Origin of the sequence: Chryseobacterium urinae (genome assembly GCF_030518295.1) — a bacterium.
Classification (GTDB): Bacteria; Bacteroidota; Bacteroidia; order Flavobacteriales; family Weeksellaceae; genus Chryseobacterium; species Chryseobacterium mucoviscidosis.
Genome location: NZ_JAULSJ010000021.1, coordinates 49,559 through 74,062 on the forward strand (window position 1 = coordinate 49,559; position 24,504 = coordinate 74,062).

24 protein-coding genes are annotated in these 24,504 nt (G+C 36.2%); 20 read left to right on the forward strand and 4 right to left on the reverse strand.

Annotation, left to right across the window (positions count from 1 at the left end):
- Positions 1-69 precede the first annotated feature (69 nt).
- Both aceA and QWT87_RS13865 read left to right on the forward strand, forming a co-directional pair.
- Positions 70-1,350 (forward strand): isocitrate lyase, encoded by a 1,281-nt coding sequence (gene aceA, locus QWT87_RS13860; protein ID WP_185208484.1) that lies wholly within the window; start codon positions 70-72, stop codon positions 1,348-1,350.
- Between the two features lie 97 nt (positions 1,351-1,447).
- Positions 1,448-1,834: an acyl-CoA thioesterase gene (locus QWT87_RS13865; protein WP_302716573.1), complete on the forward strand. Its 387-nt coding sequence runs from the start codon at positions 1,448-1,450 to the stop codon at positions 1,832-1,834.
- Here QWT87_RS13865 and QWT87_RS13870 read toward each other — a convergent pair.
- Genes QWT87_RS13870 through QWT87_RS13880 form a run of 3 tightly spaced genes read right to left on the reverse strand, consistent with a single transcriptional unit; the run spans position 1,826 to position 2,869 of the window.
- Positions 1,826-2,344: a TlpA family protein disulfide reductase gene (locus tag QWT87_RS13870; RefSeq protein ID WP_302716574.1), complete on the reverse strand. Its 519-nt coding sequence runs from the start codon at positions 2,342-2,344 to the stop codon at positions 1,826-1,828. The two genes, QWT87_RS13865 and QWT87_RS13870, sit on opposite strands and share 9 nt — an antisense overlap.
- Positions 2,341-2,646: a type II toxin-antitoxin system RelE/ParE family toxin gene (locus tag QWT87_RS13875; RefSeq protein WP_302716575.1), complete on the reverse strand. Its 306-nt coding sequence runs from the start codon at positions 2,644-2,646 to the stop codon at positions 2,341-2,343. Before QWT87_RS13875 ends, QWT87_RS13870 begins: the two co-directional genes overlap by 4 nt.
- Positions 2,636-2,869, reverse strand: a complete 234-nt coding sequence (locus QWT87_RS13880; protein ID WP_302716577.1) for an addiction module protein — start codon at positions 2,867-2,869, stop codon at positions 2,636-2,638. Before QWT87_RS13880 ends, QWT87_RS13875 begins: the two co-directional genes overlap by 11 nt.
- Before the next feature lie 88 nt (positions 2,870-2,957).
- On the opposite strand from QWT87_RS13880, the gene QWT87_RS13885 reads away from it, so the two are divergent.
- The 4 genes from QWT87_RS13885 to QWT87_RS13900 all read left to right on the forward strand — a co-directional run bounded on the left by QWT87_RS13885 (position 2,958) and on the right by QWT87_RS13900 (position 6,223).
- Complete coding sequence (locus tag QWT87_RS13885) at positions 2,958-3,404, forward strand: 6-pyruvoyl trahydropterin synthase family protein (RefSeq protein ID WP_087706037.1); 447 nt, start codon at positions 2,958-2,960, stop codon at positions 3,402-3,404.
- A gap of 26 nt (positions 3,405-3,430) precedes the next feature.
- Entirely contained in the window at positions 3,431-4,243 is an 813-nt protein-coding gene (locus QWT87_RS13890; RefSeq protein ID WP_302716580.1) for a UDP-2,3-diacylglucosamine diphosphatase, read from the forward strand.
- Between the two features lie 155 nt (positions 4,244-4,398).
- A complete protein-coding gene (locus QWT87_RS13895; protein WP_302716583.1) occupies positions 4,399-5,379 on the forward strand; it encodes a LuxE/PaaK family acyltransferase in 981 nt (326 codons plus the stop codon).
- Between the two features lie 298 nt (positions 5,380-5,677).
- Positions 5,678-6,223 (forward strand): hypothetical protein, encoded by a 546-nt coding sequence (locus QWT87_RS13900; protein WP_302716585.1) that lies wholly within the window; start codon positions 5,678-5,680, stop codon positions 6,221-6,223.
- 53 nt (positions 6,224-6,276) lie between these two features.
- On the opposite strand, the gene aqpZ is transcribed toward QWT87_RS13900, so the two are convergent.
- A complete protein-coding gene (gene aqpZ, locus QWT87_RS13905) occupies positions 6,277-7,011 on the reverse strand; it encodes an aquaporin Z (RefSeq protein ID WP_302716614.1) in 735 nt (244 codons plus the stop codon).
- 218 nt (positions 7,012-7,229) lie between these two features.
- On the opposite strand from aqpZ, the gene QWT87_RS13910 reads away from it, so the two are divergent.
- The 14 genes from QWT87_RS13910 to QWT87_RS13975 all read left to right on the forward strand — a co-directional run bounded on the left by QWT87_RS13910 (position 7,230) and on the right by QWT87_RS13975 (position 24,354).
- Positions 7,230-7,850 (forward strand): DUF5715 family protein, encoded by a 621-nt coding sequence (locus QWT87_RS13910; protein WP_302716587.1) that lies wholly within the window; start codon positions 7,230-7,232, stop codon positions 7,848-7,850.
- An 80-nt stretch (positions 7,851-7,930) separates the two neighbouring features.
- Positions 7,931-8,671 carry a hypothetical protein gene (locus QWT87_RS13915; protein ID WP_116097550.1) on the forward strand — a complete coding sequence of 247 codons (741 nt, stop codon included), beginning with the start codon at positions 7,931-7,933 and terminating at the stop codon, positions 8,669-8,671.
- Between the two features lie 19 nt (positions 8,672-8,690).
- The gene (locus tag QWT87_RS13920) at positions 8,691-9,299 is read left to right on the forward strand and encodes a hypothetical protein (RefSeq protein ID WP_302716589.1); all 609 of its coding nucleotides are present in this window, start codon (positions 8,691-8,693) and stop codon (positions 9,297-9,299) included.
- Positions 9,300-9,349: 50 nt separating this feature from the next.
- The gene (locus tag QWT87_RS13925; protein WP_165762926.1) at positions 9,350-10,075 is read left to right on the forward strand and encodes a sensor histidine kinase; all 726 of its coding nucleotides are present in this window, start codon (positions 9,350-9,352) and stop codon (positions 10,073-10,075) included.
- Positions 10,044-10,721, forward strand: a complete 678-nt coding sequence (locus QWT87_RS13930; protein WP_116097554.1) for a response regulator transcription factor — start codon at positions 10,044-10,046, stop codon at positions 10,719-10,721. Before QWT87_RS13925 ends, QWT87_RS13930 begins: the two co-directional genes overlap by 32 nt.
- 137 nt (positions 10,722-10,858) lie before the next feature.
- Positions 10,859-12,208, forward strand: coding sequence for a T6SS phospholipase effector Tle1-like catalytic domain-containing protein (locus tag QWT87_RS13935; RefSeq protein ID WP_302716593.1), 1,350 nt, complete (start codon positions 10,859-10,861; stop codon positions 12,206-12,208).
- Between the two features lie 222 nt (positions 12,209-12,430).
- Positions 12,431-12,943: a hypothetical protein gene (locus tag QWT87_RS13940; RefSeq protein ID WP_087706006.1), complete on the forward strand. Its 513-nt coding sequence runs from the start codon at positions 12,431-12,433 to the stop codon at positions 12,941-12,943.
- Between the two features lie 138 nt (positions 12,944-13,081).
- Positions 13,082-15,013, forward strand: a complete 1,932-nt coding sequence (locus tag QWT87_RS13945; RefSeq protein WP_302716596.1) for an ABC-F family ATP-binding cassette domain-containing protein — start codon at positions 13,082-13,084, stop codon at positions 15,011-15,013.
- 157 nt (positions 15,014-15,170) lie between these two features.
- Positions 15,171-15,527, forward strand: a complete 357-nt coding sequence (locus tag QWT87_RS13950) for a hypothetical protein (protein WP_302716598.1) — start codon at positions 15,171-15,173, stop codon at positions 15,525-15,527.
- A 300-nt stretch (positions 15,528-15,827) separates the two neighbouring features.
- Complete coding sequence (locus tag QWT87_RS13955; RefSeq protein ID WP_302716600.1) at positions 15,828-18,212, forward strand: TonB-dependent receptor; 2,385 nt, start codon at positions 15,828-15,830, stop codon at positions 18,210-18,212.
- 50 nt (positions 18,213-18,262) lie between these two features.
- The gene (locus QWT87_RS13960; RefSeq protein ID WP_116097566.1) at positions 18,263-18,850 is read left to right on the forward strand and encodes a hypothetical protein; all 588 of its coding nucleotides are present in this window, start codon (positions 18,263-18,265) and stop codon (positions 18,848-18,850) included.
- A 155-nt stretch (positions 18,851-19,005) separates the two neighbouring features.
- Entirely contained in the window at positions 19,006-20,340 is a 1,335-nt protein-coding gene (locus QWT87_RS13965) for a trigger factor (RefSeq protein WP_302716602.1), read from the forward strand.
- Between the two features lie 114 nt (positions 20,341-20,454).
- On the forward strand, positions 20,455-21,150 hold the full coding sequence (locus QWT87_RS13970; RefSeq protein ID WP_087705995.1) for a hypothetical protein: 696 nt from the start codon (positions 20,455-20,457) through the stop codon (positions 21,148-21,150).
- A gap of 342 nt (positions 21,151-21,492) precedes the next feature.
- Positions 21,493-24,354, forward strand: coding sequence for a M16 family metallopeptidase (locus QWT87_RS13975; RefSeq protein WP_302716604.1), 2,862 nt, complete (start codon positions 21,493-21,495; stop codon positions 24,352-24,354).
- The last annotated feature ends 150 nt before the right edge of the window (positions 24,355-24,504 follow it).

The window sequence follows — 24,504 nt, forward strand, 5'->3', positions numbered from 1 at the left end:
ATCAATTATCAATCATCAATTATCTATCAACCGTCAACAAACAACAATTAACTAAACAAAAAAAATAGTATGAAAACAAAACAAGAACAAATTCAGGAGATCGAAAAAGACTGGCTGGAAAACCCACGCTGGAAAGGAATAAAACGTCCTTACACAGCGGAAGATGTTTTAAAACTTCGCGGTTCTTACAAACTGGATTACACCATTGCAACGGAAATGTCTAAAAAATTCTGGAATTTACTGAACACTCAGGATTTCGTTGCAGGACTTGGCGCGTTAACTGGAAATCAGGCGGTTCAGGAAGTGGACGCAGGTTTGCAGGCAATTTATCTTTCCGGATGGCAGGTTGCAGCAGATGCCAATTTATCGGGTGAAATGTATCCGGATCAGTCATTATACCCCGCCAATTCAGTTCCTTCTGTGGTAAAGAAAATTAACAATGCTTTATTGAGAGCAGATCAGATCCAGTCTGTGAACGGAGGCGGAGAAAAAGAATATCTGGTTCCGATTATTGCCGATGCAGAAGCAGGTTTTGGAGGAAATTTAAACGCGTATGAACTGATGAAGCAGATGATTGAAGCAGGAGCTGCGGCAGTGCATTTTGAAGACCAGCTTTCTTCTGCTAAAAAATGCGGTCATTTGGGAGGTAAAGTTTTGGTTCCTACGCAGGAAGCCATCAATAAATTAATTTCTGCTCGTTTGGCAGCAGATGTTTTGGGAGTTCCGAGTTTAATTATTGCAAGAACAGATGCAGATGCAGCAGATTTGCTGACTTCTGATATTGACGACAGAGATAAAAAATTTGTAACAGGCGAAAGAACTTCCGAAGGTTTTTATGTTGTAAAGAACGGAGTGGAGCAGGGAATTGACAGAGGTTTATCTTATGCGCCATACGCTGATCTTATCTGGATGGAAACTTCTAATCCTGATCTGGAACAGGCAAGAAAATTTGCAGAAGGCATTCATGCGAAATTTCCGGATAAAATGTTGGCGTACAACTGTTCTCCATCCTTCAACTGGGCAGCAAGACTTTCTGTGGAAGAAATGCAGAATTTCCGTGAAGAGCTGGCAAAATTAGGGTACAAATTCCAGTTTATTACTTTGGCGGGTTTCCATGCGTTAAATACTGCGATGTTCGAGCTTGCTTTAGCTTATAAAGAAAAAGGAATGGCAGGATATTCTGAATTGCAGGAGCGTGAGTTTGCGTTGCAGCAAAAAGGTTTCAGAGCAGTAAAACATCAGTCGTTTGTAGGAACTGGCTATTTTGATGAGGTACAGAATATTGTTACCAACGGCTCTTCTGCAACAGTTGCTATGAAAGATTCTACCGAGACCGCACAATTTCACTAAAAAGTTTCGTTTTAATTAAATTTAATTGTTAGAACCTTCTCGATTTTGGGAAGGTTTTGTTTTTTATGTGCTAATTTTGAATTTATATTTGAAGGAGATGAGTTTGATTTTTGAAAAACAGATACAGGTTACAGAGCAGCATATTGATGGAAATAATCATGTAAATAACGTTCAGTATGTGCATTGGGTGGAAGAAATTGCAGCAGCGCACTGGGATTTTGTAAAACATAAAACCGAATATCCGAAAGATATCTGGATGCTTCTGGATCATCATATTCAATACAAAAAGCAGGTGTATCTTAATGACATCATTACCGTAAAAACCTATCCGAAAGCTCCTGAAGGAATTCGTCAGCCGAGAAAAGTGGAGTTTTACTGTAACGGGCAACTCGTTGTGGATTCTGCAACATTATGGATTTTGGTAGATGCCGAAACTCAGAAAATCAAAAGACTGGAAAGTGACTGGCTGGAAAAGCTAAAATGATTCCTTTACAATTTTTTGCAGGATTTCAAACTTTGTTTCTTCGATGGTTCCAGTGATTTCCTGAATATTTCCGTTTTTGTCAACCATAAAAGTCATTGGATTTCTCAGCAGTGTAAAGTAGGATTTCAGCTCCTGTCCGGAATCTGTAATGTGCTGAAAATTGAAAGGTTTTTTGGTTAAAAATTGATTAACTTTTTCTTTACTGTCATACGTAATGGCTATAAAATTGACTTTTTCTCCTGAAAGTTCTTTCAGTTTATTAAGATAGGGAAGCTCTTCAAGACAGGGTTCGCAGTGAGTTGACCAAAAATTGATAAAAGAGATTTTCCCTTTTAAATCATTGGAATTGAAATTTTTTCCTTCAGAATTTTTATAGTTTTCAATCGGAAAATGGGTTCCTATTTTATTTTCCAGATCGGGGTAGATCCAAAACTGTCTCTTTTGAGCATTAAAGATTACGCTGAAAACAATTAAAACAACTGAAAACAATTTTTGATAATCAATGATCATGGTGAGTTTTTTCTTTCATGAATGACTTCAGGATTTTGCTTATTATGTAAAACGGCAAGAATAAATAAGGATTTCTTTTTTACCAAATAATAAATTCCATAGGGGAACTTTTTAGTAAAGATGATTCTAATTTCACGATATCTTTTTTGGTAATGTTCCGGATGAGTTACAATTTTATCAAAGCATTCTTCAATTTCATTCAGAAATTTTGGACAAAGTTCTTTATTTTGAACTTTGTACCATTCGATGGCTTCATCAATGTCATTTTCGGCTTCAGGTTTAATAATTAAATTATAAGCCATGCTTTTCTTTAAGAGAATTTTTTACTTCAGCCCATGATTTTCCTGAATTGGGATTTTTTTGATGCTCATCAAGTCTCTGATCCAGAATTTTTTGGTGCTTGGAACTTAATGCTTCCTCATTTTCTTCAGTAGAAATAATGGCATTAATAATTCTTAGAATTCTTTCATCTGCATGATCTATAAAATCGTGAATTCTTTTTTTTATATCAACAGTACTTTCCATTTTTCACATTTATATCATCAAAGTTAATTAAATTTCTTCAACATTTTATCAATATTCAAACTCAAACCAAATTCCTTATCTTTGCATTATGATACGTATTACAAAAATTTTTACATTCGAAACCGCTCACGTTTTATACAATTACGATGGGAAATGTAAAAATATGCACGGACATTCCTACAAGCTGTTTGTAACAGTGAAAGGAAAGCCTGTTAATGATTTGGAAAACCCTAAGAATGGGATGGTGGTGGATTTTGGTGATATTAAAAGTATCGTAAAGTCTGAAATTGTAGATGTTTGGGATCATGCCGTTCTCATCAACGGACTTTCACCGCACAGAGAACTCGGGGAAGATCTTGAGGAAAAAGGGCATAAAGTGATCTACTGTACATTTCAGCCGACCTGCGAGAATATGCTGTATGCTATTGCCGCAAAAATAAAATCGAAACTTCCTGAAGGAATTTCTTTGGCTTATCTTAAACTTCATGAAACCGAAAACTCTTACGGAGAATGGTTTGCGGAAGATAATCAGTAATTTTTTATTCAGAAAAACTCAGAACGGTGTTAAAAACAACCATTAATTTAGAGCCCGGAAAAAAAGTATATTTCGCTTCAGACCAGCATTTCGGTGCGCCGAATCCAAAGGAAAGTAAACTGCGCGAAGAGCGGTTTATCCGTTGGATGGACGAAATAAAGGAGGATGCGCAGGTTCTTTTTTTAATGGGAGATCTGTTTGATTTCTGGCATGAGTGGAAACACGTAATTCCGAAAGGATACGTTCGTGTTCTGGGAAAAATTGCCGAACTGAAAGACCGCGGAATCCATATTTACTTCTTTGTGGGAAACCATGACCTTTGGATGAAAGATTATCTTGAAGAAGAAATCGGATGCACGGTTTTCTATAAAAAACAGTATTTTGAGATGGGCGGAAAGCAGTTTTTGCTTGCTCATGGTGATGGATTAGGACCGGGAGATAAAGGATATAAAAGAATGAAAAAAGTCTTTACCAATCCTGTCGCGCAATGGTTTTTTAAATGGCTGCATCCCGACATTGCGATGAAGATTGCATTGTATATGTCTCAGAAAAATAAAATGATTTCGGGAGATGAGGATAAAGAATTTCTGGGAGAGGATAAAGAATTTCTAATCATTTATTCAAAAGAAAAACTTAAAACTCAGCCAATCGATTATTTTATTTACGGACACCGTCATCTTCCGATGATTCTGGATCTTGAAGGAAAAGCAAAATACATCAATCTGGGAGACTGGATTTCTTATTTTACCTATGGTGTTTTTGAGCATGATTTTGAATTGAAAACCTTTGGAGACAGCACAAGAAAAATTACCCCAAAAGCTGAGGTAATTTCCGAATGAACCGAAATTCATTCATGTTTTTAATCCATATTCCGCATTACTCATTGCAATAATCTGACCATTTTTTAATTTTAAGATTAAAAATGATTAAAAAGAAATCTTTTTTATGATAAGTAATTATAAATGAGGTTGAAAGAATAAAAATATTTTTAAAAGTGAAAAATATATTCGGCATACAAACAGAGCAGGATTTTTTGGCTGCATCACTGGAAACCTTCCGTTATCAGTATGAAAATATTGAAGTTTACAGACGTTTTGTAGATTATCTCAACATCAAACCTGAAAATGTTGATGAACTGACAAAAATTCCTTTTCTGCCTATTGAAATGTTTAAAAATCATCAGGTTTTAGATAAAAATGTAACTGCGGATCTTTTTTTTCAGAGTTCCGGAACCACACAGATGAATTTATCGAAACATTTCATTGCCAATCCTCACCTGTACGAAGAAAGCATCTATAAAAGCTTTGAACAGTTTATCGGAAAACCGGAAGATTTCATTTTCCTCGGACTTTTGCCAAGTTATCTGGAAAGGCAAAACTCTTCGCTGATTTATATGGTAGATTATCTGATGAAAAAATCCGGAAAACCTGAAAACGGATATTTTCTGTACAATCATGAAGATTTATTTACCCTTTTGAACGAACTGCAAAACAAGAAAGTTATTCTGTTCGGTGTTTCTTTTGCTTTGCTGGATTTTTTAGACTTCTGTGACAGCAACTCAAAAACGCTTCAATTCTCCGATTCATTAACCGTAATCGAAACCGGAGGAATGAAAGGCAGAAAAGAAGAAATGACCAAAGATGAACTGTTGAACATTTTACAGAAAGGTTTTAAAACCGATAAAATTTATTCAGAATATTCGATGACAGAGCTTCTTTCACAGGCGTATTCTTTGGGAAATAATGAATATCACTGTCCGAACTGGATGCGCATCATGATCAGAAATGCAGAAGATCCTTTTAATTATGAAAAGGAGGGAAGAACCGGAGCTATTAATATCATCGACTTGGCAAATGTACATTCCTGTGCATTCATCGCCACGCAGGATTTGGGTAAAATTGTCGGGAATAAATTTCAGGTTTTAGGCAGAATCGATCATTCAGATATTCGCGGATGCAGTCTGCTGGTAAGTTGATTGATTTTGTAGTTCAAGTGTTTTAGAATCGTAGAATTTTCAGGCTCAAAATTTAAACTTCTGCTATCATTAGCTTAGTGAAAACGCCCTTGCGAACGAAAATAAGCGATGTGAATTTTTAATAAAATCTTTGCGATCTTCGCGTTAAAAACAAAGAGTTTCATCAAAGCAGGATTTTTGTTTAAATTTAAAACTTCTGCTATCATTAGCTTAGTGAAACGTCTTTGCGAACGAAATAGAGAATACAATAGTAAATAAAGTCTTAGCGATCTCCGCGTTAAAAATAAAAAAACAGAAAGTGTTAAAAATAGAAGAATTGGTTCACGCATTTATTCATTCTCAATGTAATTTTGAGAAAGAAATTGTTTTAACCAATCATTTTCAGGCAGACTGGGAAGCCGATATTCTGATTGTTGATTCCGAAGGATACAGCCACGAAATTGAAATTAAACTTTCAAAAAGCGATTTCAAAAACGATTTTAAAAAATCTTATACCAACTCCAATACCGGCGAAAAATTTTTAAAACACGATAAAATTTCCTGCGGAGATTATGTCTGCAATGCGTTCAGTTTTCTGCTTCCGATGGGAATGGTAGATCATGAAATGATTCCCGAACATTGCGGAATTATAGAATTTTACCACAACGTAGATTCTTGGGAAACGGAATTTTATATCGTAAGAAAACCAAGAAAAGTACATGAAGATTCTTACTGGAAGCTGAATGATAAAGATCTTTTTATCAGGAAAATGGCTTTAAATCTATTATATAAGAAAATGGAGATCAAAGGAAAGCATGAAGAACTTATCTTCAAAAATCCGTTTGATCTTAAAAAATTAAAGTAGTCTTTCAAAATGTCAAACATAAAAAAATCCTGTCGGCTGACAGGATTTTGTGGTTAACTATCTAATTCTTCCATGCCGTTTCGCTGCAGCAGGAATCTGTAAATCAATCCTCCCACAATTCCTCCCAAAATCGGAGCAACCCAGAACAGCCAAAGCTGAGACATTGCGTTTCCGCCTACAAAAACTGCCTGAGAAAGTGATCTTGCAGGATTCACGGAAGTATTTGTAATCGGAATAGAAATTAAATGGATTAACGTTAATCCCAAACCAATCGCAATACCTGCAAATTTTCCGTTGGCAAATTTATCTGTCGCACCAAGAATGATGATCAGGAAGAAAGCAGTCAGTAAAAATTCTGTTAAGAAAGCAGCACTCATCGAGTAGCTTTTTCCAAAATAGACCGCTTCACCGTAGAAATTGGTGGAAAAAGCTCCCGGTCCAGAAAAATCCGGAGTTCCGGAACCGCTCAGAATAGTAAACAATGCTCCTGCAGCTCCTATTGCTCCTAAACATTGTGCCACAACATACGGAACAAGATCTTTGGCAGAGAATCTTCCACCTGCCAGAAGTCCTACAGAAACAGCCGGGTTGAAATGACCTCCTGAAATATGTCCTACTGCATATGCCATGGTAAGAACGGTAAGCCCGAAAGCCAGCGAAACACCCAGAAGAAGAATCCCTAATTGTCCATTAGATGCCGCTGCAATCTGCGAGGCGAAGATTGCACTTCCGCAACCTCCGAAAACAAGCCAGAATGTGCCGAAAAATTCAGCAAAAAGTTTTTTTATCATATTGTTTATTTTTAAAAAGTATTTCAAATTTATCATTAATATATTGAATTAAAAAGTATAATTTTAAACTTATTGAAAATTAAATTTTGATTTTATTATTGATTTAATAATTTAAAATAAAAATGATAGTTAATTATTTTCATATATATGTTTATTAGAGTTTATATTTATTTCATAAATGATTATTTTAGTTTATAATTTTTAAAATTTCTTTCATGAAAAAGTTTTTGTGTGTGATCTTTGCTTCCTTTCTTAATGGCATATTTTCTTCACAGGCGGCTCAAAAAACATTACCATGCTATGATCTTACAGAAGTTTTAAGAGTAGAACCCACTTTTCTTTATAAGCCGCATCTGGATGCCTCAAAAAGTTTTGGGGTAAAGCTTCTAAAGGATTCAAAGACTGTTCAGAATTATATCAGCAAAGGAAAATTTCACAAAATAAAAAAAACGGGAACCGGATATCGTGTTGAAAAGCTTGATTACAGCAGAGCCTATATGGTTTCCAAAGGAAAGTCGATGCTGGAGAAAATAGGGGTGCGTTTCAGTAAAGAAACGAAGGGAAATGTTTTTACGGTTTCTTCCATTACCAGAACACTGGAAGACCAGTGCCGACTGAGAAGGGTGAACTCTAACGCGGCATTGGGAATAAGCTCTCATAACTACGGAAATTCTTTTGACATTTCGTATGTACGGTTTAATGGTGTTTTAAAGCATAATCCTAAGTTGGAAGCTGCTTTGGAGAAGGTTCTGAAGTATTATTATGATCTGGGAAGAATTTATTACATCAAAGAGAAACAACAGAGCTGCTATCACATTACAGTAAAGAATTATTAACTAATTTTCAATTATACGTGAGATACTTGCATAGATAATTTAGTTTCTATAATTTTATGCCTTAGAAAAACCGTGAAAATATGAATACATTCAACAGAGAACAATGCGAATTAGCATTTGCAGCGTGGGACAATTGCCGTGGAAATTACAATGCCATTAAAGATCTGATTCCTACCAATTATGTTTTTGATTTTGATGCAGAACAGATCAACTGGGTGAAGAACGAAAATACAGGAAGTGAGTTTTGTGCTCAGATCGGTATTTACGAGAATAAGATGGTTGCTGTTCTTTGCCCGATGGACGAAGGAGGACATAAAAAAGAAGTACAGGATTATCCTTACAGTTTTTTAGCTGAACTGAAGGAAGACCTTAATCTGGTGGAAACGGAAGAATATACGCTTGTGAAAAATGCGGTTCTTTCCAAAGAGCTTAAAACAGTCGATAACAGTTCGGATATGTTCTGGCCGATTGCCAATAAGCCCATGATGGAGCAGGATAAAGCAATCGAAGCCATAGAATCCTGGAGAAACGAAGCAATGACGTGGTTCTACAGAGAATGCACAGAATTTCAGGGAGCAAGAATTTTCAGACAGTTTTACGTACCTGCAGAAAATCTTAATCCGCCGAAAGCAGGGCTTTCCCATATGGTTTGTTCCTTCGGACTGAAATTTTCTCAGGTGTATCAGAGAGTTTTGCCTACGCTTATTTTCATTTCTTTTTATACAGATCTGGAGGGCAGTGAAAACGGAGTAAGCGTTGAAAAAATCTCCAATACATACGATTGGTCAAATGCATGTCCGCCTATCTGCCAGTTTATGTAATTTTTAACTAAAATATATTGTGGATATTTACCAGGTAATACTTTATCTTAATAACAGTTTACTTGTTATTTGTGCTTTAATCGGAATTTTAAAGTACAAAACACTTAGAAACACAGAAAAATGGTATGTATATTATATCATTTTTCTTTTTTTGATAGAAGCGGCAGGAAGAGTTTCTATCAGTCTTTTTCATGTAAAAGGACTGGATTTTCTGTTTCCTTATTACGTAGCAGGAGAATTTCTCATCTTGGGAATTCTTTTCGTGAAAAAATTAGCATTATCATGGTATTGCTACCTTCCGGTAGTAGTACTGGCGCTCTTCTTTTTGCTGGATACAGGAATGGTAACCAATGAAGTAAAGAAAGTAATTTCAAATATTATTGTGATCTGCTTTGCCGGTTATGCACTGCTTATGGAAATTAAAAACACCAAGGTAAATGACCGTTTCATGGCGGTAGACAGTCTTATTTTTCTATATTATGGATTGTCGGTCTTTTTATTCTTCCTTCTTCGTCAGCTTGCAGATTTTGGAGTAAAACAGGCAGGGATGATCTGGAGCATCAATAATGTGCTCTGCAGCTTTTTATATATATCAATCATCTATACCTTTTTAAGATTAAAGAAATAACCTTAAATATCACTTTTTTTGTCGCGTTGATTGCCGTTCTGGTAATCATCATGACATTTATTTTGTTGGCTTACAGAAGTTTCATCCAGAGGATTATTAAAGAGAAAAATGCACAGTACGAAGCAGAAGTTCAGCATCAGAAAAATCTTGCTCTGGAAAATATTAAAGCGCAGGAATCGGAACGGAAAAGGATTGCCGTTATGATCCACGACGACATCGGAAACCGTCTGAATATTCTTTCTTTATGGCTGAATAATTTAGATACCAAAGGCGATGAACTCATCAAAAAAAATATAACCACACAAATGTCTTCTCTCATAGATTCTGCCAGAAGCATTTCGCATTCATTATATCCTGTGAATCTGGAATCTGTGGGTCTTGTTCTTTATATTGAAGAGCTGATTGCCAATTTATCAGGAAGAATAAATATTTCACTGAACGTAAGTCCGAAATTTCAGAAAAAAGAAATCTTCGTGGAAGTTCAGTTGTACAGAATTATTCAGGAATTTACAACCAATGTCCTTAAACATTCGGAAGCATCCAGAGTCTGGATCTATATTAAAGATAATAAAACAAATCTTGCAGTTATCATTTCCGATAACGGGCAAAGCTTTGAATATGATGAGGTAAAAAAGGGAATGGGTATTAAAAATATAGAATCCAGAATAAAATCTATGAACGCGGCGCACAAATGGAAAAATACCCTAGGTAAAGGCAGCCGACTAATTATAAAAATTCCATACAATGAACTCCCAGATCAAAATAGCATTAATTGATGACGAACAACTGATTCTCGAAGGCGTAAAAATGTTATTGTCTTCGGAACCCAATATCACAGTAGGATCTACCTCTACCAACGGACCGGATTTTTTAGAAACTTTAGAAGAAACCTCTGAAGAAGATTTTCCCGATATTGCCTTGGTAGACGTACAGATGCAGCCCATGAACGGCTTTGAGCTGGTAGAAATCTTAAAGGAAAAATATCCCAATCTTAAAATTATTATCCTTTCTTCCCATTACAAAACAACCATTCTGGGATACATGGTGAAGCTGGGTGTTTCAGCATTTCTGCCGAAGAACTCTAACCGAAATGCTTTTATCGAAGCCATTACCATGGTATACAAAAACGGAATTTTCTTTACTCCGGAAGATCATCAGATGATTTTTTCGTACATGAACAGCCCTACCAAGAAAAGAACACTCTTTGAAATGGACGATGAACTTTCCGACCGCGAAAAAGATGTGGTAAGACTCATCTGTCAGGAATGCACCAACAACGAAATCGCAGAAAAATTATTCATCAGTCCCAGAACCGTAGAAAGCCACAGACAGCGAATCGTCGAAAAAATAGGAGCTAAAAATACAGTGGGAATTGTAATTTATGCCATTATCAACAATATTCATCCCTTAGAAAGAATCTGATTCCGTAGAAATACGGAATTTTTTATTTGGTACTTTCTACTCTATTATCCCGGTTTTTTTCATCGTTACTTTGGAGTGTTCATATAATAAGTACTTCATTTTTAGGAATGAAGAAAAGATAAAAACCACAAAGTGTAATGGAAAACAACATCATCTCTGTCGGAATTTTCTTCGATGGAACAGGAAACAACGGGATGAATGCCACTTCTCATAATAAACCACTTAGGAATAACGAAAGCTATTATGGTAATATTACCAATATCTATAAATTATTTAAGCTGTTTAAAAGTGATGAGAAAAAATATGTAGGAGGAATCGGAACGGTTGCAGGAAATGAAGACAGCGATTTTGCGATGGCTACGTGCAAAAATCCTGCGGGATATCACGGATATTCTTCAGATGATAAACTGGAAGAAGCTTTTTCCTTCATTAAAAATACAATTAAGGACGATACCGGAGAATACCAGTTATACATCTATGGTTTCAGTCGTGGAGCCATGTTGGCAAGAACTTTTTGTAATAAAATAATACAGCATACCTCAGAATTTTCAGGAAAAAAAATTAAAATTAAATTTTTGGGAATTTTTGATACGGTAGAATCTGCTGCTTTCAACGATTACGATGTGGCGGTTTTACCCGAAACAGAAAGAGTTCTTCACATTTGTGGCGTAAACGAATGTCGTTATTTTTTTCCTCTCACAGGTATTTTCGAAGAATCAAAAGACAGAACAGACGCAAAATGGGAAAGCGGAAACTCGGTATGGAAAGAAATTTTCGTTCCGGGAGCCCATGCAGATGTAGGAGGAGGATATTTAGAAGGTTCCCAATCGGTTTACATTTCTCCGAATTTCATTAAAAATAGAGAACTCTATTACTATGTGGAAAACATCAGGGGAACGGCTTTAGATTCAGAAAAAAAGAAAATCTGGAATTCCGTTTTACAAGATTATAAAATAGACAAAGGCGATATTTTTTCTCAGGCTTACGTTACAAGAGATTTGGTGTACAGTGATCTTTCAAAAGTCTACGGAAAACTTATGCTGATGGAAACCAATTCTGAGCAGTCTGTTTTTGAGGAGGATTTTAATGAATCTACTTTTGAAATTCATCCCGAAACACATCCTTACCTTATAGAATTATCGGAGGCTCTTGAAAATTATATTAAAAACCTTTCACCTGACCTTAAGCCGGATTACAGTTATGAAAAACTGGCAGATTATACCCATATTTCGGCAAATTTCGGGTTATATCATCCTGCTTTAATGATGGATTCCAAATCGGGAATTCCTACAGAAATCATCAATAACGGTCTGAATGTTCCGAGTCATTCTGATGATCAGTTCAATAAAAACCAATCCAGATTACAGTCGGAGATTCATCATATTGAAGATTCTGTTGTGGATTACGCCTACGGAACCAATATTCCCAATAACGATAATTGGAGCCGTACCATTTTGATCAAAGAAAATTTTTATAATAAATGTTAGTACATTTTCAGTTTTAAATTTAGGTGTTGAGCTGTCTTGGTTAGGCAGCTCAGTTTTTTTTACGTGAAACTACCTATTTTTAATTTGGTTATTTATACTGTAGTTTTTGCTTCTTATTCTTTGTTACTTTGGGTTGTTCTTACAGGAAGCTTCAATAGGAATGAAATTCACTTATAGTTAAACCTAAAGTCATTTACAAAGACTAAAAAACAGAACATAATCATGGAATACAGAGATAACGAAGTCTATTTCGATACGGCTTCCAACAATTTGGTAAAAGGATCTTTTACCGTAAACGAGTTTTCAATTACTGAAGGACAGGATCCTAAAGGACATATTTATGTAGGATTTACAGCAAGCTGCGGAAGCGATGGAAAGTTTATTTTTTCTATCGGAAGAAAAGGATCTTCAGCAGTAGCCAAATGGTTTTCTGCAAGAGTTCCCGCAAACAGAACAACTTTTAACCACGATCCGGGAGAACTTAATTTTGCTATGATCGGAACCCTGGTTCTCGAATTCAAAGGCGGAAAAACCTGTACCTTCTACAATGTTGCTTTGGCACAGGGACATAGCGGACTAAGCAATAACTGGTGGTTTGGAGGCAAACAGGGAATGTACAATGGAAGCGATACCGCGATCTATGGAGCGATAAGCAATAATATTGTAGAGTTGGCATCTTTCCTGAGAGGAGGAAATGCAGCAGACCATATCAAAGTTACTCCGAAAACATTTTAAAAAACAACTTAATATTAAATTTTACATCAGAAAACCACTCTTTTAAGGGTGGTTTTCTGCATATAATGCAGCATTCATTTCTTTTCCGTATTTTTGCACCCGAAAATTCATTATTCACTATTAATCATTATTTAACACATGCTTTCGGTTCAAGGTTTAGGATTACATCATTCAGGAACATATCTGTTTCAAAACGTGAATTTCACGATTAAAAAGGATGATAAAATTGGTTTGGTCGGTAAAAATGGAGCGGGGAAATCCACTTTATTGAAAATGCTTTCCGGAGAAATTAATTTCTACGAAGGAAACGTGGTTCCGGAAGGAAATATCACCATTGGTTTCTTAAAACAGGATCTCGATTTCGTAAAAGGAAGAACAGTCTGGGCAGAAACCATGCAGGCTTTCGAACAGATCAACGCATGGAAGAACGAGCTTGAAGAGGTGAATCATCAGATGGCGACAAGAACCGACTATGAAAGCGACTCTTACACGGATCTGATTAATAAAATGACGGAACTGAATGATCTTCTGATGAACCACGACGCTTACAATCTTGAAGGCGATATGGAAAAAGTATTGTTTGGTCTTGGTTTTAAAGCGGATGATTTCCAGAAGATCACCGATGAATTTTCCGGAGGCTGGAGAATGAGAATCGAACTGGCAAAACTGTTGCTGCAAAAGAACGACATCATGCTTCTCGATGAGCCTACGAACCACCTGGATATGGAATCCATCATGTGGCTGGAAAACTTTTTGAAAGATTATCCCGGAGCAATTGTTCTGGTAAGTCACGATAAGCAGTTCATGACCGCGGTTTGTAACCGTACTTTCGATATCAACAACAAAAAAGTTGACGATTATAAAGCCAATTATTCCAAATATCTTGTGATGCGCGAAGACCGCCGCGAAAAACTGATTCAGGCTAAAAAGAATCAGGATGCGGAGATCAAGCAGATGGAAGATAACATCAATAAGTTCCGTGCAAGTGCTACAAAAGCATCATTCGCACAGTCTTTGATTAAAAAATTAGACAAAATTGAACGTATTGAAGTAGATAATGAAGACGTTTCTAAATTCAATATCCGTTTCGTACAGTCGCAGGTTCCTGGAAAAATTATCTTCGAAGCTGAAAATCTTGGAAAAGCTTACGGCGAAAAACAGATTTTTGATGATGTGGATTTCATCGTTCAGCGAGGAGACAGAATTGCGCTTCTTGGACAAAACGGACAGGGAAAAACAACGTTGGCGAAAATTCTTGCAGGAGACATCAAAGATTATTCAGGAACTTGGAATCTTGGACATAACGTAAACATCGGATATTTTGCTCAGAATCAGGAGGAAGTTTTAACCCCGAATAAAACCGTTCAGGAAGAAGCGGAAGACGCGGCAACCGAAGAAACAAGACCAAGAGTCCGTGATTTGTTAGGATCTTTCCTTTTTCAGGGTGAAGCGGTGAATAAAAAAACGAAAGTACTTTCCGGAGGGGAAAGAAACCGTTTGGCGCTTTGTAAATTGTTGCTTCGTCCTTTCAATACGCTGATTATGGACGAACCTACGAACCACTTGGATATCCAGTCTAAGGAAATCATCAAGCTGGCTCTTCAGAAATTTGAAGGAACGTTAATTGTGATTTCGCACGACAGGGAATTCTTACAGGGACTTTGTGATAAGATCTACGAATTCCGTGATGGTAAAATGAAAGAATTCTTAGGAGACATCAACGAATATCTTGAATTCAGACAGAAAGAATCCATCAGAGAAATTTCTGCTGAAAAAGCAAAACTGCACGGAGAAGATACTAAGGTTGAGGTAAAGGCAAAAAAAGAGGACAAGCCTGCAACAGAAACTCAACAATCAGCCATTGTAAGCAAAGAGCAGAAAAATATTCAGAATAAACTGAAAAAAGTAGAAGAAAAAATTACCGAACTGGAAACAAAAGTTGAGGAATTTGAAGCTTCTTTCACCAAAGAAAATCCTTCTGAAGAAACACTGGAAAAATACAACAATACCAAAGAAGAACTGGATCTTGCTTTGCAGGAGTGGGAATATTTGGGAACTCAGTTGGATTAATTTCTAAGAAATACATAAAATAAACCTTATAGGTTTTTAAAACCTATAAGGTTTGATTACAGTTTGTAACAAAATCTCATTTCTACTTACTCATCTATCAAAATATTTTAAGAAAACTTTAATCTCAATTTTTAAATTATTTTTATAATTTTGACGAATGATCTTTAAAGAAAACAGAAATCTAAAGAATTTTATTTCCAAATTATTGTTTGGGATCTATTTTCTTGCGCTGTTTTCCCAGAATTTCCACAGTCACAGTTCCGAAGATGTTTTTAAAAACTTCAGCTTCAAAAAATCGGAGAATACAGTTACTAAAAATATAGCGAAGGAAAAATCAGCAGACTGTCTTGCCTGTCATTTCTTAGCTACCGGAAATACTTTAGTTCCTGAAGAATTCAGTTTTTCTTTTGCGCATTACACGCACGAAGTTAAAAGGATTATTACCGTTCAGGAAAAAATATGGTCTCAGACCAAATTTACCTTTCAGCTTCGCGGTCCGCCCGCAATTTCATAATTCATAGATTCTTTTCGGATTTTTGCTAAATAATTTTTAGATACATAATGTATTTAATTAAACTAATCTAATTTTTTTTTAACCATTAAGATGAATTTAGGAAGTAAGTTTTATTAAGAAAATCATATAGATTTTTTGTATCCCTTAAAAGAAAGGTTAAACTTAATTGCTATAAAATTTTTAAAACAAATCTTAACGGTTCAAAATAGAACATCGAGATTCGTCGTCTAAAGCTAAAAAATCCAATTCAAATTTTAACGAAAAAGTACCCTGAAAAGTACACAATCAATCTATTTAACAATGAAATTGATCTATAGTTTTATGCTGATCCTTTGCGGATTTGCATTGACAAACGCACAGCAGACTTACACGGTAGAAGGAACAGTTCAGGATTTTCATGATAAAACGATGCTGGAAAATGCATCCGTGAAAATTGGAGATTTTTCTGCAAAAACCGACAAAAACGGTAAGTTTTCAATCAATAAAATTCCTGCGGGAAAATATATGCTCATTGCTAAACATCCTGATTGTAATGATTATACTGAAAATGTAGGAGTTACACAGGATTTGCATTTAACAATTACGCTTGAACATCATATTCAGGATATCGAGACGGTTACCATACACGGAAACCATAAAAACAACGGATCTCTTGTTATTAAAACACTTGATAAAGCCGAAATCGAAAAATATTCTTCTGAAAATCTGGGAAATTTATTGACGAAGATTTCGGGAGTCAGTGCTTTGAAAACAGGAAATAATATCTCAAAACCTATTATTCATGGGCTTTACGGAAGCAGAATCTCTATCTTAAACAATGGAGTAAGACTTGCTGAACAGGAGTGGGGAGTGGAACACGCTCCGAATGTGGATATTAATAATTTCCAGCATATCGACGTCATCAAAGGAGCTTCTGCATTGAAGTACGGAAGTGATGCGATTGGCGGAGTCGTGGTGATGGAACCGGAAGTTTTCCCTAAAAAAGATACTTTAAAAGGATCAGTCGGTCTTACGGGAATTTCAAACGGAAGAGGAATGGCTCTGGATGCGGATGTTGCGAAAATCTGGAAAAACGGATGGGCGGTAAAAACCGGAGGAAGCATCAAAAAACTCGGAGATCAGAACGCTCCGGATTATAACCTGATGAATACAGGAATGGATTTTTCTTCCTTTAATTTTACCGTTCAGAATAATACGTATGAAAGAGGAATTTCTTTCGATTATTATTTAACGAACCAGAATATCGGGATCTACAGAGGTTCTCATGTGGGAAACAATGAAGATTTTTACAATGCAACTACCACGAAAATTCCGATTTATACAGGAACTTTCAGTTATGATATCGATAATCCGAGACAGGTGATCGAGCATCATATTGCGAAAGTTTCAGCTTTCAAAAGATTTGAAAATATCGGAAAAGTTTCTGCGACGTACAGTTATCAGTACAACCATAGACAGGAATATGACATCAGAAGAGGAGAGCTGAAAGATACGCCTTCTCTGGATCTGGAACTGATGACGCATCAGTTTAATCTTAATGATTTGCTGGAGAGAGGGAAGTTTTCTCTGGAAACAGGAATTGATGCGAGCTTTCAGAACAATTATTCGGATCCGGCGACAAAAGCAAGACGTCTGATTCCGAACTATGATAAATATGCGGCAGGTTTTTATTCCATTTTTAAATATAAAATCTCCGGCAATTTCAATGTGGAGGCGGGAGCGCGATACGATTTTACGCGTTATGATGTTACCAAATGGTATGACAAAAGCGATTGGGAGAAGAGATATGCAGATTCTTATCCTCAGTTTTATGTAAAAACAGACCAGAACAGGATTCTTACACGTCCTCAACTGAATTATAACAATGTATCTTTCAATGCAGGTCTTGAATATCGCCCGAATTCATCTTTTGATCTGAAATTCAATTATGCAAAAGTGGGCAGAACACCGAATATTGCTGAATTGTTTTCAGACGGACTGCACCATTCTGCTTCTGTGATCGAAATCGGAGATATGGGACTAAAGAATGAACAGGGACATCAGTTTAATCTTACGGTAGATTCGAAATTCAACGTTTTAAAAGGATTGAATGTTTCTGTAAATCCGTACTTTTTTATCACCAAGAATTTCATCAACGAAGTTCCTACAGGAGTTCAGAATACAATCAGAGGAGTATTTCCGGTGTGGTCTTATCAGCAGATTGATGCCAAAATGTATGGGGTAGATCTGGATGTTAATCTTAAACTTACGGATCATCTTACTTATGTAGGAAAGGGAAGTTATGTTTACGGACAGGACGACACAAACAATGTTCCGTTGATTTTAATGATGCCTCCTAATTTTTCCAATGCATTACAGTTTAAAAAGGAAAACTGGAATCAGTTCTATTTTACTTTAGAAAACCAGACTTTTCTTAAGCAGAACAGGTTTCCGGTGTATAATGCAACCATACCAATATATATAGACGGAGATGAAGTGGAAAAAACGGTGGATCTGAGTACTCCGCCAAACGGTTATTCTCTCTGGAATATCCAGACAGGAATCAACATCAGCAAAAATCTTTCTGCGGGACTTATCGTGAACAATCTTTTCAATGTTACGTACAGAGATTATCTGAACAGAATGAGATTTTTCTCGGATGAGGCAGGAAGAAACTTTATTCTCAACTTTAGATACAGATTCTAAAGATTTTTAAAACCATCAGACAAAATATACAACTTTAAAATTTTAAAAAAATGAAATTATTCAATACTAAAAATATCATCAAATTATTAGCAGTTTTATTCATCGCCATCACCGTAGTATCTTGTCAGAGAGACGGATCTGCGGCAGAAGACGATCTTCCGCAGGAAGACCTTACCAACATTATTTTGAATGTGAAAGATGTTGCGGCGGGAACTACCCAAACGTATAATTATAGCATGGGAGCGGGAGGAGCTCAGGCGATTAAATTAACCGACGGAAAAACCTATCAGGTAACTGCACAGTTTAAAAACGGAAACGAAGATGCCACTCAGGAAATTAAGGATGCAAAAGACGAGCATTTTTTAATATTTAATTTCCCGAATTCCGATATTACCTTAACGCGTACAGACGATGCTTCTTCTACAAGAGCAGACGGAAAACGTGTAGGATTAAAAACAGAATGGGTAGTAAACAAAGCCGTTAAAAACCCTTCTGCTACAAGCCAGCTTATCTTTACTTTATACCATGAACCGGCAAGTGTAACGGAGGATTCCCAGACAACCACAAACGGAGTAATCTACGGAACGCAGGTAGGAGGAGAAACAGATGCGCAGGCAAACTATACCATTACGAATTAAAATAACCTTTTAATATCTTTAATCTTGTTAGCAAAAACCACCGTAATTTTTCCGGTGGTTTTTCTATTTAATAAGATTTGGCGTTTTAAGTTCATTTTAATTGATATTTTTTCATAAAAATTTTATATTTTTGCAACCTAAAATTTTAATCAATAATGAAGGTTACTGCAAAAAACCATGATGATGTAAGTGCATTGCTTACAGTGACATTGGAAAAATCTGACTATAAAGAAAAAGTTGATAAGCAATTGATTAATTATGCTAAAAATGCGCAAGTTCCTGGTTTCAGAAAAGGGAAAGTGCCTTTGAGTATGGTTAGAAAACAATATGAAGCAGGTATTGCTTTTGAAGAAATCAACAAGCAGGTTTCTGATGCTTTAAACAACTACGTAAACGAAAACAAACTAAGATTAGTTGGTCAGCCGGTTCCACAGCCAGTAAACGAATTCGATTACAATGCGGATCAGCTTGAAGTTGCTTTTGAAGTAGGATTTGAGCCTGAATTCACTATTGACCTGGCTAAATATGAAGCTCCTCACTACAAAGTAGAAGCTTCTGAAAAAGAAATCAACAAGAGTATTGAGAATATGCAGAAGCGTTTTGCAGAGCAGGCTCCTCAAGAAAAAATCAATAAAGATTCTTACATTGCTTTAGAAATTTCTCAGGTTGTGGAAGAAGATGCAGAAGGAGAGCACCACCACCATCCAAAGAACGTTACCATTACTGCTGAAAACAAAGAAGCTTTCAAACTGGTAAAATCTTTGAAAATGGACGGTTCTGTAAAAGTTTCTAAAGAAACGCTTGCATCTGATGAAGAATTGGCTAAAGAATTAGGATTCTCTAAAGAAGAAGTTGAGCATTTACACCACAACGAAGTGGAAGTAAAAGTAAAAGATTTCTACGGTCTTAACTTAGCTGAACTTAATCAGGAATTATTCGATAAGGTGTACGGAGAAGGAAACATTAAGTCTGAAGAAGAACTTAAGGAAAAAGTAAAATCTGAATTAGACGAGTACTTCCAGCAAAATGCTGATGTTCACTTTGTGAATAAAGTATTGGAGCAGGTTTCAGAAAAAGAAGAAGTAAAGCTTCCTGAAACATTCCTTGTAAAATGGTTAATGTTCTCTAACCAGAACATCCAGTCTGAAGAACAGGCAAAAGAAATCCTTGAATCTGAGAAAAACCAGTTAAAATATCAGATCATTGAAGGAAAATTAATGACGGATAACGACATTAAATTAGACTATGGTGATGTTTTGGGACAGGCTGAACAATTGGTAAGAAATCAATTGGCTATCTACGGAATCCACCATTTAGGAGACGAAGAAATCCAAAAGTATGCGGTTGAAATGTTGAAAGATCAGGAGCAGGTAAGACAGATTTCTTCTGAAGTTGCGATGACGAAACTGAAAGATGTAATCCTTGAAAAAGCAACGAAAAAAGAAACTGCCATTTCTCACGACGAGTTTTTGGAAGAACTTAAAAAGTAATTTATTTTACTATAAATATTTGAAAACCACTGTTTTTGCAGTGGTTTTTTTATTGAGTAAACATCTGCATTTATTTGTTTAATATTCCTATATTTACGACACTAAACTTTATTTATGAAAAAGATCATCATTCCGTTTTTTTGCGTTGTGCTTTTTTCCACTTCGGTAGCTGCACAAAAAACTACTGCTGCTCCCGCTAAAACGGAAGCGGTAAAATCTAAACTTACTCCAAAAGAAGTTATCGATAAATATCTTACGGCACTTGGAGGAAAAGATAAACTTGAAGCGGTGAAATCCATTGTGATGGAAAATACAATTTCGGGGGCTGCGCTTCCGGGAGAAATCACGATGACGACCAAAAAGATGGGCAATAAATTCAAATCTGAACAGTTTTTTATGGGTCAGAAAGCTGCTTCTCAGTATTTTGATGGCGAAAAGGGGTATATGGAGCAGATGGGTAACAAAAGCGAAATTCCGGCAGATAAATTGGGAGATTTAAAGAATGGAAAAATTATTGATGCGCTAGGATACGATTATACCAAATTCAAAGATGTTACTACAGAAAAAATCGACGGAAAAGATTATAATGTGTTAACTTCCGACAAAGGAAAATTCTATTTTGATGCTTCTACAGGTCTTTTGTATAAAGCAGATGCAAAAGAAGGAACTGCGTTTACAAAAGATTATTTAACGGTAGACGGAATTAAATTCCCTTCCTTAATTGAAGCGCAGGGTGGCGGACAGACCATGACTATTAAAACGACAAAAGTAACGATCAATTCAGGAGTTACGGATGCGGATTTTAAATAAAAAATTCGCTATTTAACATAATAAAGCCGGGCAGTGCTCGGCTTTTTTGATGATACCACATTTTTAACTAAAGTTTAACTAAAAAAGAATATTCTTTAACAGTTGAATTTTTAATTTTGCCACATTATAACACAAAAACATACTGATGAGAAAAGATTGCATTACTTTGGCTTGGGATTTTCCCTTTTAAAGCCGTTTTCTATCTTCTGAAATTCAATTTTTTTAGCTTAAAATTTTAACGATAATTAACTCAAATTTAACTTTAAATAATAATTTGAACATTTCCTCGTTAAGTGAATAAATCATATTTTTGAACCATAAAAATTAATAATCGAAACAACTATGAAAAAAATGTTTTCGTCGCTTGCAGTTGTCTTTTTGATGTCTGCCAATGCATTTGCACAGAATATTCCAATGGATCCATCTGTAAAGACCGGTACACTTCCAAACGGGATGAAGTACTACATCAGAAAAAATACATTACCAGAAAAGAAAGTAGACTTCAGACTGGCAATTAATGCAGGATCTATCCTTGAGGATGAAAACCAGAGAGGTTTGGCTCACTTCATGGAGCATATGAACTTCAACGGAACTAAAAACTTTCCGGATAATAAACTTGTTGATTTTCTACAGTCAATCGGAGTAAAATTCGGACAGCACTTAAACGCTTACACCAGCTTTGACGAAACGGTTTATATGCTTCCTGTTCCTTTAGATAAGCCGGGAAATCTGGATGCAGGTCTTAAAGTAATGGAAGACTGGGCATTCAACGCTACCCTTTCTGATGAGCAGATCAATAAAGAAAGAGGAGTTGTTCTCGAAGAATTAAGGCTTGGTTTAGGAGCAGACAAAAGAATGTCGGATAAATACCTTCCGAAATTACTGTATAACTCTCAGTACGCCAACAGACTTCCGATCGGAAAAAAAGATGTTCTGGAAAACTTCAAGCCGGATGTCATCAGACAGTTTCATAAAGACTGGTACAGACCGGATCTGATGGCAATTGTAGTGGTGGGAGACATCAATGTGGACGAAGTTGAAAAGAAAATTAAAGATAATTTCAGCAAATATAAAAATCCTTCAAAACCTAGAGATAGAAAGAATTTCGATCTTCCGAACCATAAGGAAACTCTGGTTGCAGTGGAAACAGATCCGGATGCTACAAGATCTATGGTTCAGTTCATCATGAAAGATTCTGAGGCTTATCAGCCGGATGTTACGGTAGAGCAATACAACCAGAGTCTTGTAGAACAGCTTGCTTCCACCATGTTGAATAACAGACTTGGAGAATTGGTAAATTCCAACAATCCTCCTTTCACATACGGTTACGTTTATCACGGCGGAACATATGCGAGAAGCAAAGAAGCTTTTCAGGGAATGGCAATGGTGAAAGACGGAAACCAGCTTAATGCTTTAAAAGTTCTTCTGGAAGAAACGGAAAGAGCGAAAAGATTCGGGTTTACACAGACAGAATTAGACAGGGCAAAAGCTCAGGTAATGTCTAATATCGAAAGAACCTACAACAACAGAGATAAAACGGAAAGTGATGTTCTTGTAGACGAATATGTAAGAAATTTCCTTGAGCAGGAACCAATGCCGGGAATTGCATGGGAATATGAAGATACTAAGAAATTCTTACCTTCTGTAACGCTGGCTCAGACCAATGAAGTGATTAAAAAACTGGTAAAAGACGACAGCAGAGTAGTGGTAATTACCGGTCCTAAAAAAGACAATGTTCAGATGCCGACGGAAGCGATGGTGCTGAATACTTTTGAAGGAGTGAAGATGGCAGATCTTAAGCCGTATCAGGAAAAAGCTACCATTAAAAATTTAGTGAAACCGTTTAAATCTGAAGGTACGATTGCTAAAACGGAAAACGATGCCAAATTAGGAACCACAACATGGACGCTGAGCAATGGCGCAAAAGTTACTTTCAAGAAAACAGACTTTAAAGACGATGAAATTGTTTTTGCAGCGAGAAGTTTAGGAGGAAGCTCTGTAATTAGCGATGCCGATTTTATTAAAACCCAGTTTGCTTTTCCTGCACTTTCTGAAGCTGGTGTAAATGGTTTTTCTAAAGCAGACCTTACCAATTATCTTGCAGGAAAACAGGTTAATGTAAATACTTCCATCGGAAATGTAACGGAAGGAGTTTCCGGAAGAACGACCAGAAAAGATCTTGGAACAGCAATGGAGCTTATGTATGCTTATTTCACAGGCTTAAACTACAATCCTGATGCATTTAATGCTTACAAAACAAAGCAGTCTGCGATGATGGATAACCTGTTGTCTAATCCTCAGTTTTATTTCTCCAGTGAGCATGCGAAATTCATGAATCAGAAAAACCCGAGATTTGTAGGAATAATCCCTACGGAAAAGGAATGGGCAAATACAGATTATAAAAAAGCATACGACATTTATAAAGAGAAATTCTCCAATGCCGGAAACTTCCAGTTTTATTTTGTAGGAAATATTGATGAGGCAACCTTTAAAAATGAAGTGTTACAATACATTGCAAGTCTTCCTTCAAACGGAAAAACGTCTACTTTTAAAGATACAGGATACAGACAGATAACCGGAGATTATTCTAAGGTCTACAAAAAAGGAAAAGATCCTAAAAGTATGGTTACCATTGCGTACAGCGGAGAAGCGCCTTACAACGAAAAAGAAGCACTGGCTTTAGAGGCTCTTGGAGAAGTGGCAACCATTAAGGTGATTGAAAAACTGAGAGAAGATGAAAGCGGAATTTACGGTGGCGGAGCAAGAGGTGGAATGTACAAAGTTCCGTTCAGTAATTACAGTTTCAGCATCAATTTCCCTTGCGGACCGGAAAATGCTGATAAATTAACGAAAAGTGCGATTGCAGAACTTCAGAAGTTAATAGATAAAGGACCTGAGCAAAAGGATCTTGATAAATATAAGGAAGGAGAGTACAATGATGATAAAACCAATATGAAAGACAATATGTATTGGATGAACGCGCTTACCAAAAATCAGGTTGACGGAAGCGATAAATATGAAATCCTTAACTATCAGGAAAAAGTAAAAGCTTTAACGGTAAAAGATCTTCACGATGTAGCGAAGAAGTATCTTACAAAAGGCAGAATCGTGGCAACTCTGATGCCGGAAGACGGTTGGGAAAAAGCCAAAAAAGAGGAAGCTAAAGCTGAAACAGCAGTCATAAAAGCCGGAGCAGCAAAATAATTTTCGATATAAAGTTCAATTAAAAACCGTTCTGTAGATTTTACAGAACGGTTTTGCTTTATTACTGTTAAGGCTGAATGCAATTCAGTTAAAGTTAAAAAAAATCTTAAAACCTAAAAACCTTACAACTCAACACCCTCAAACTCTCAA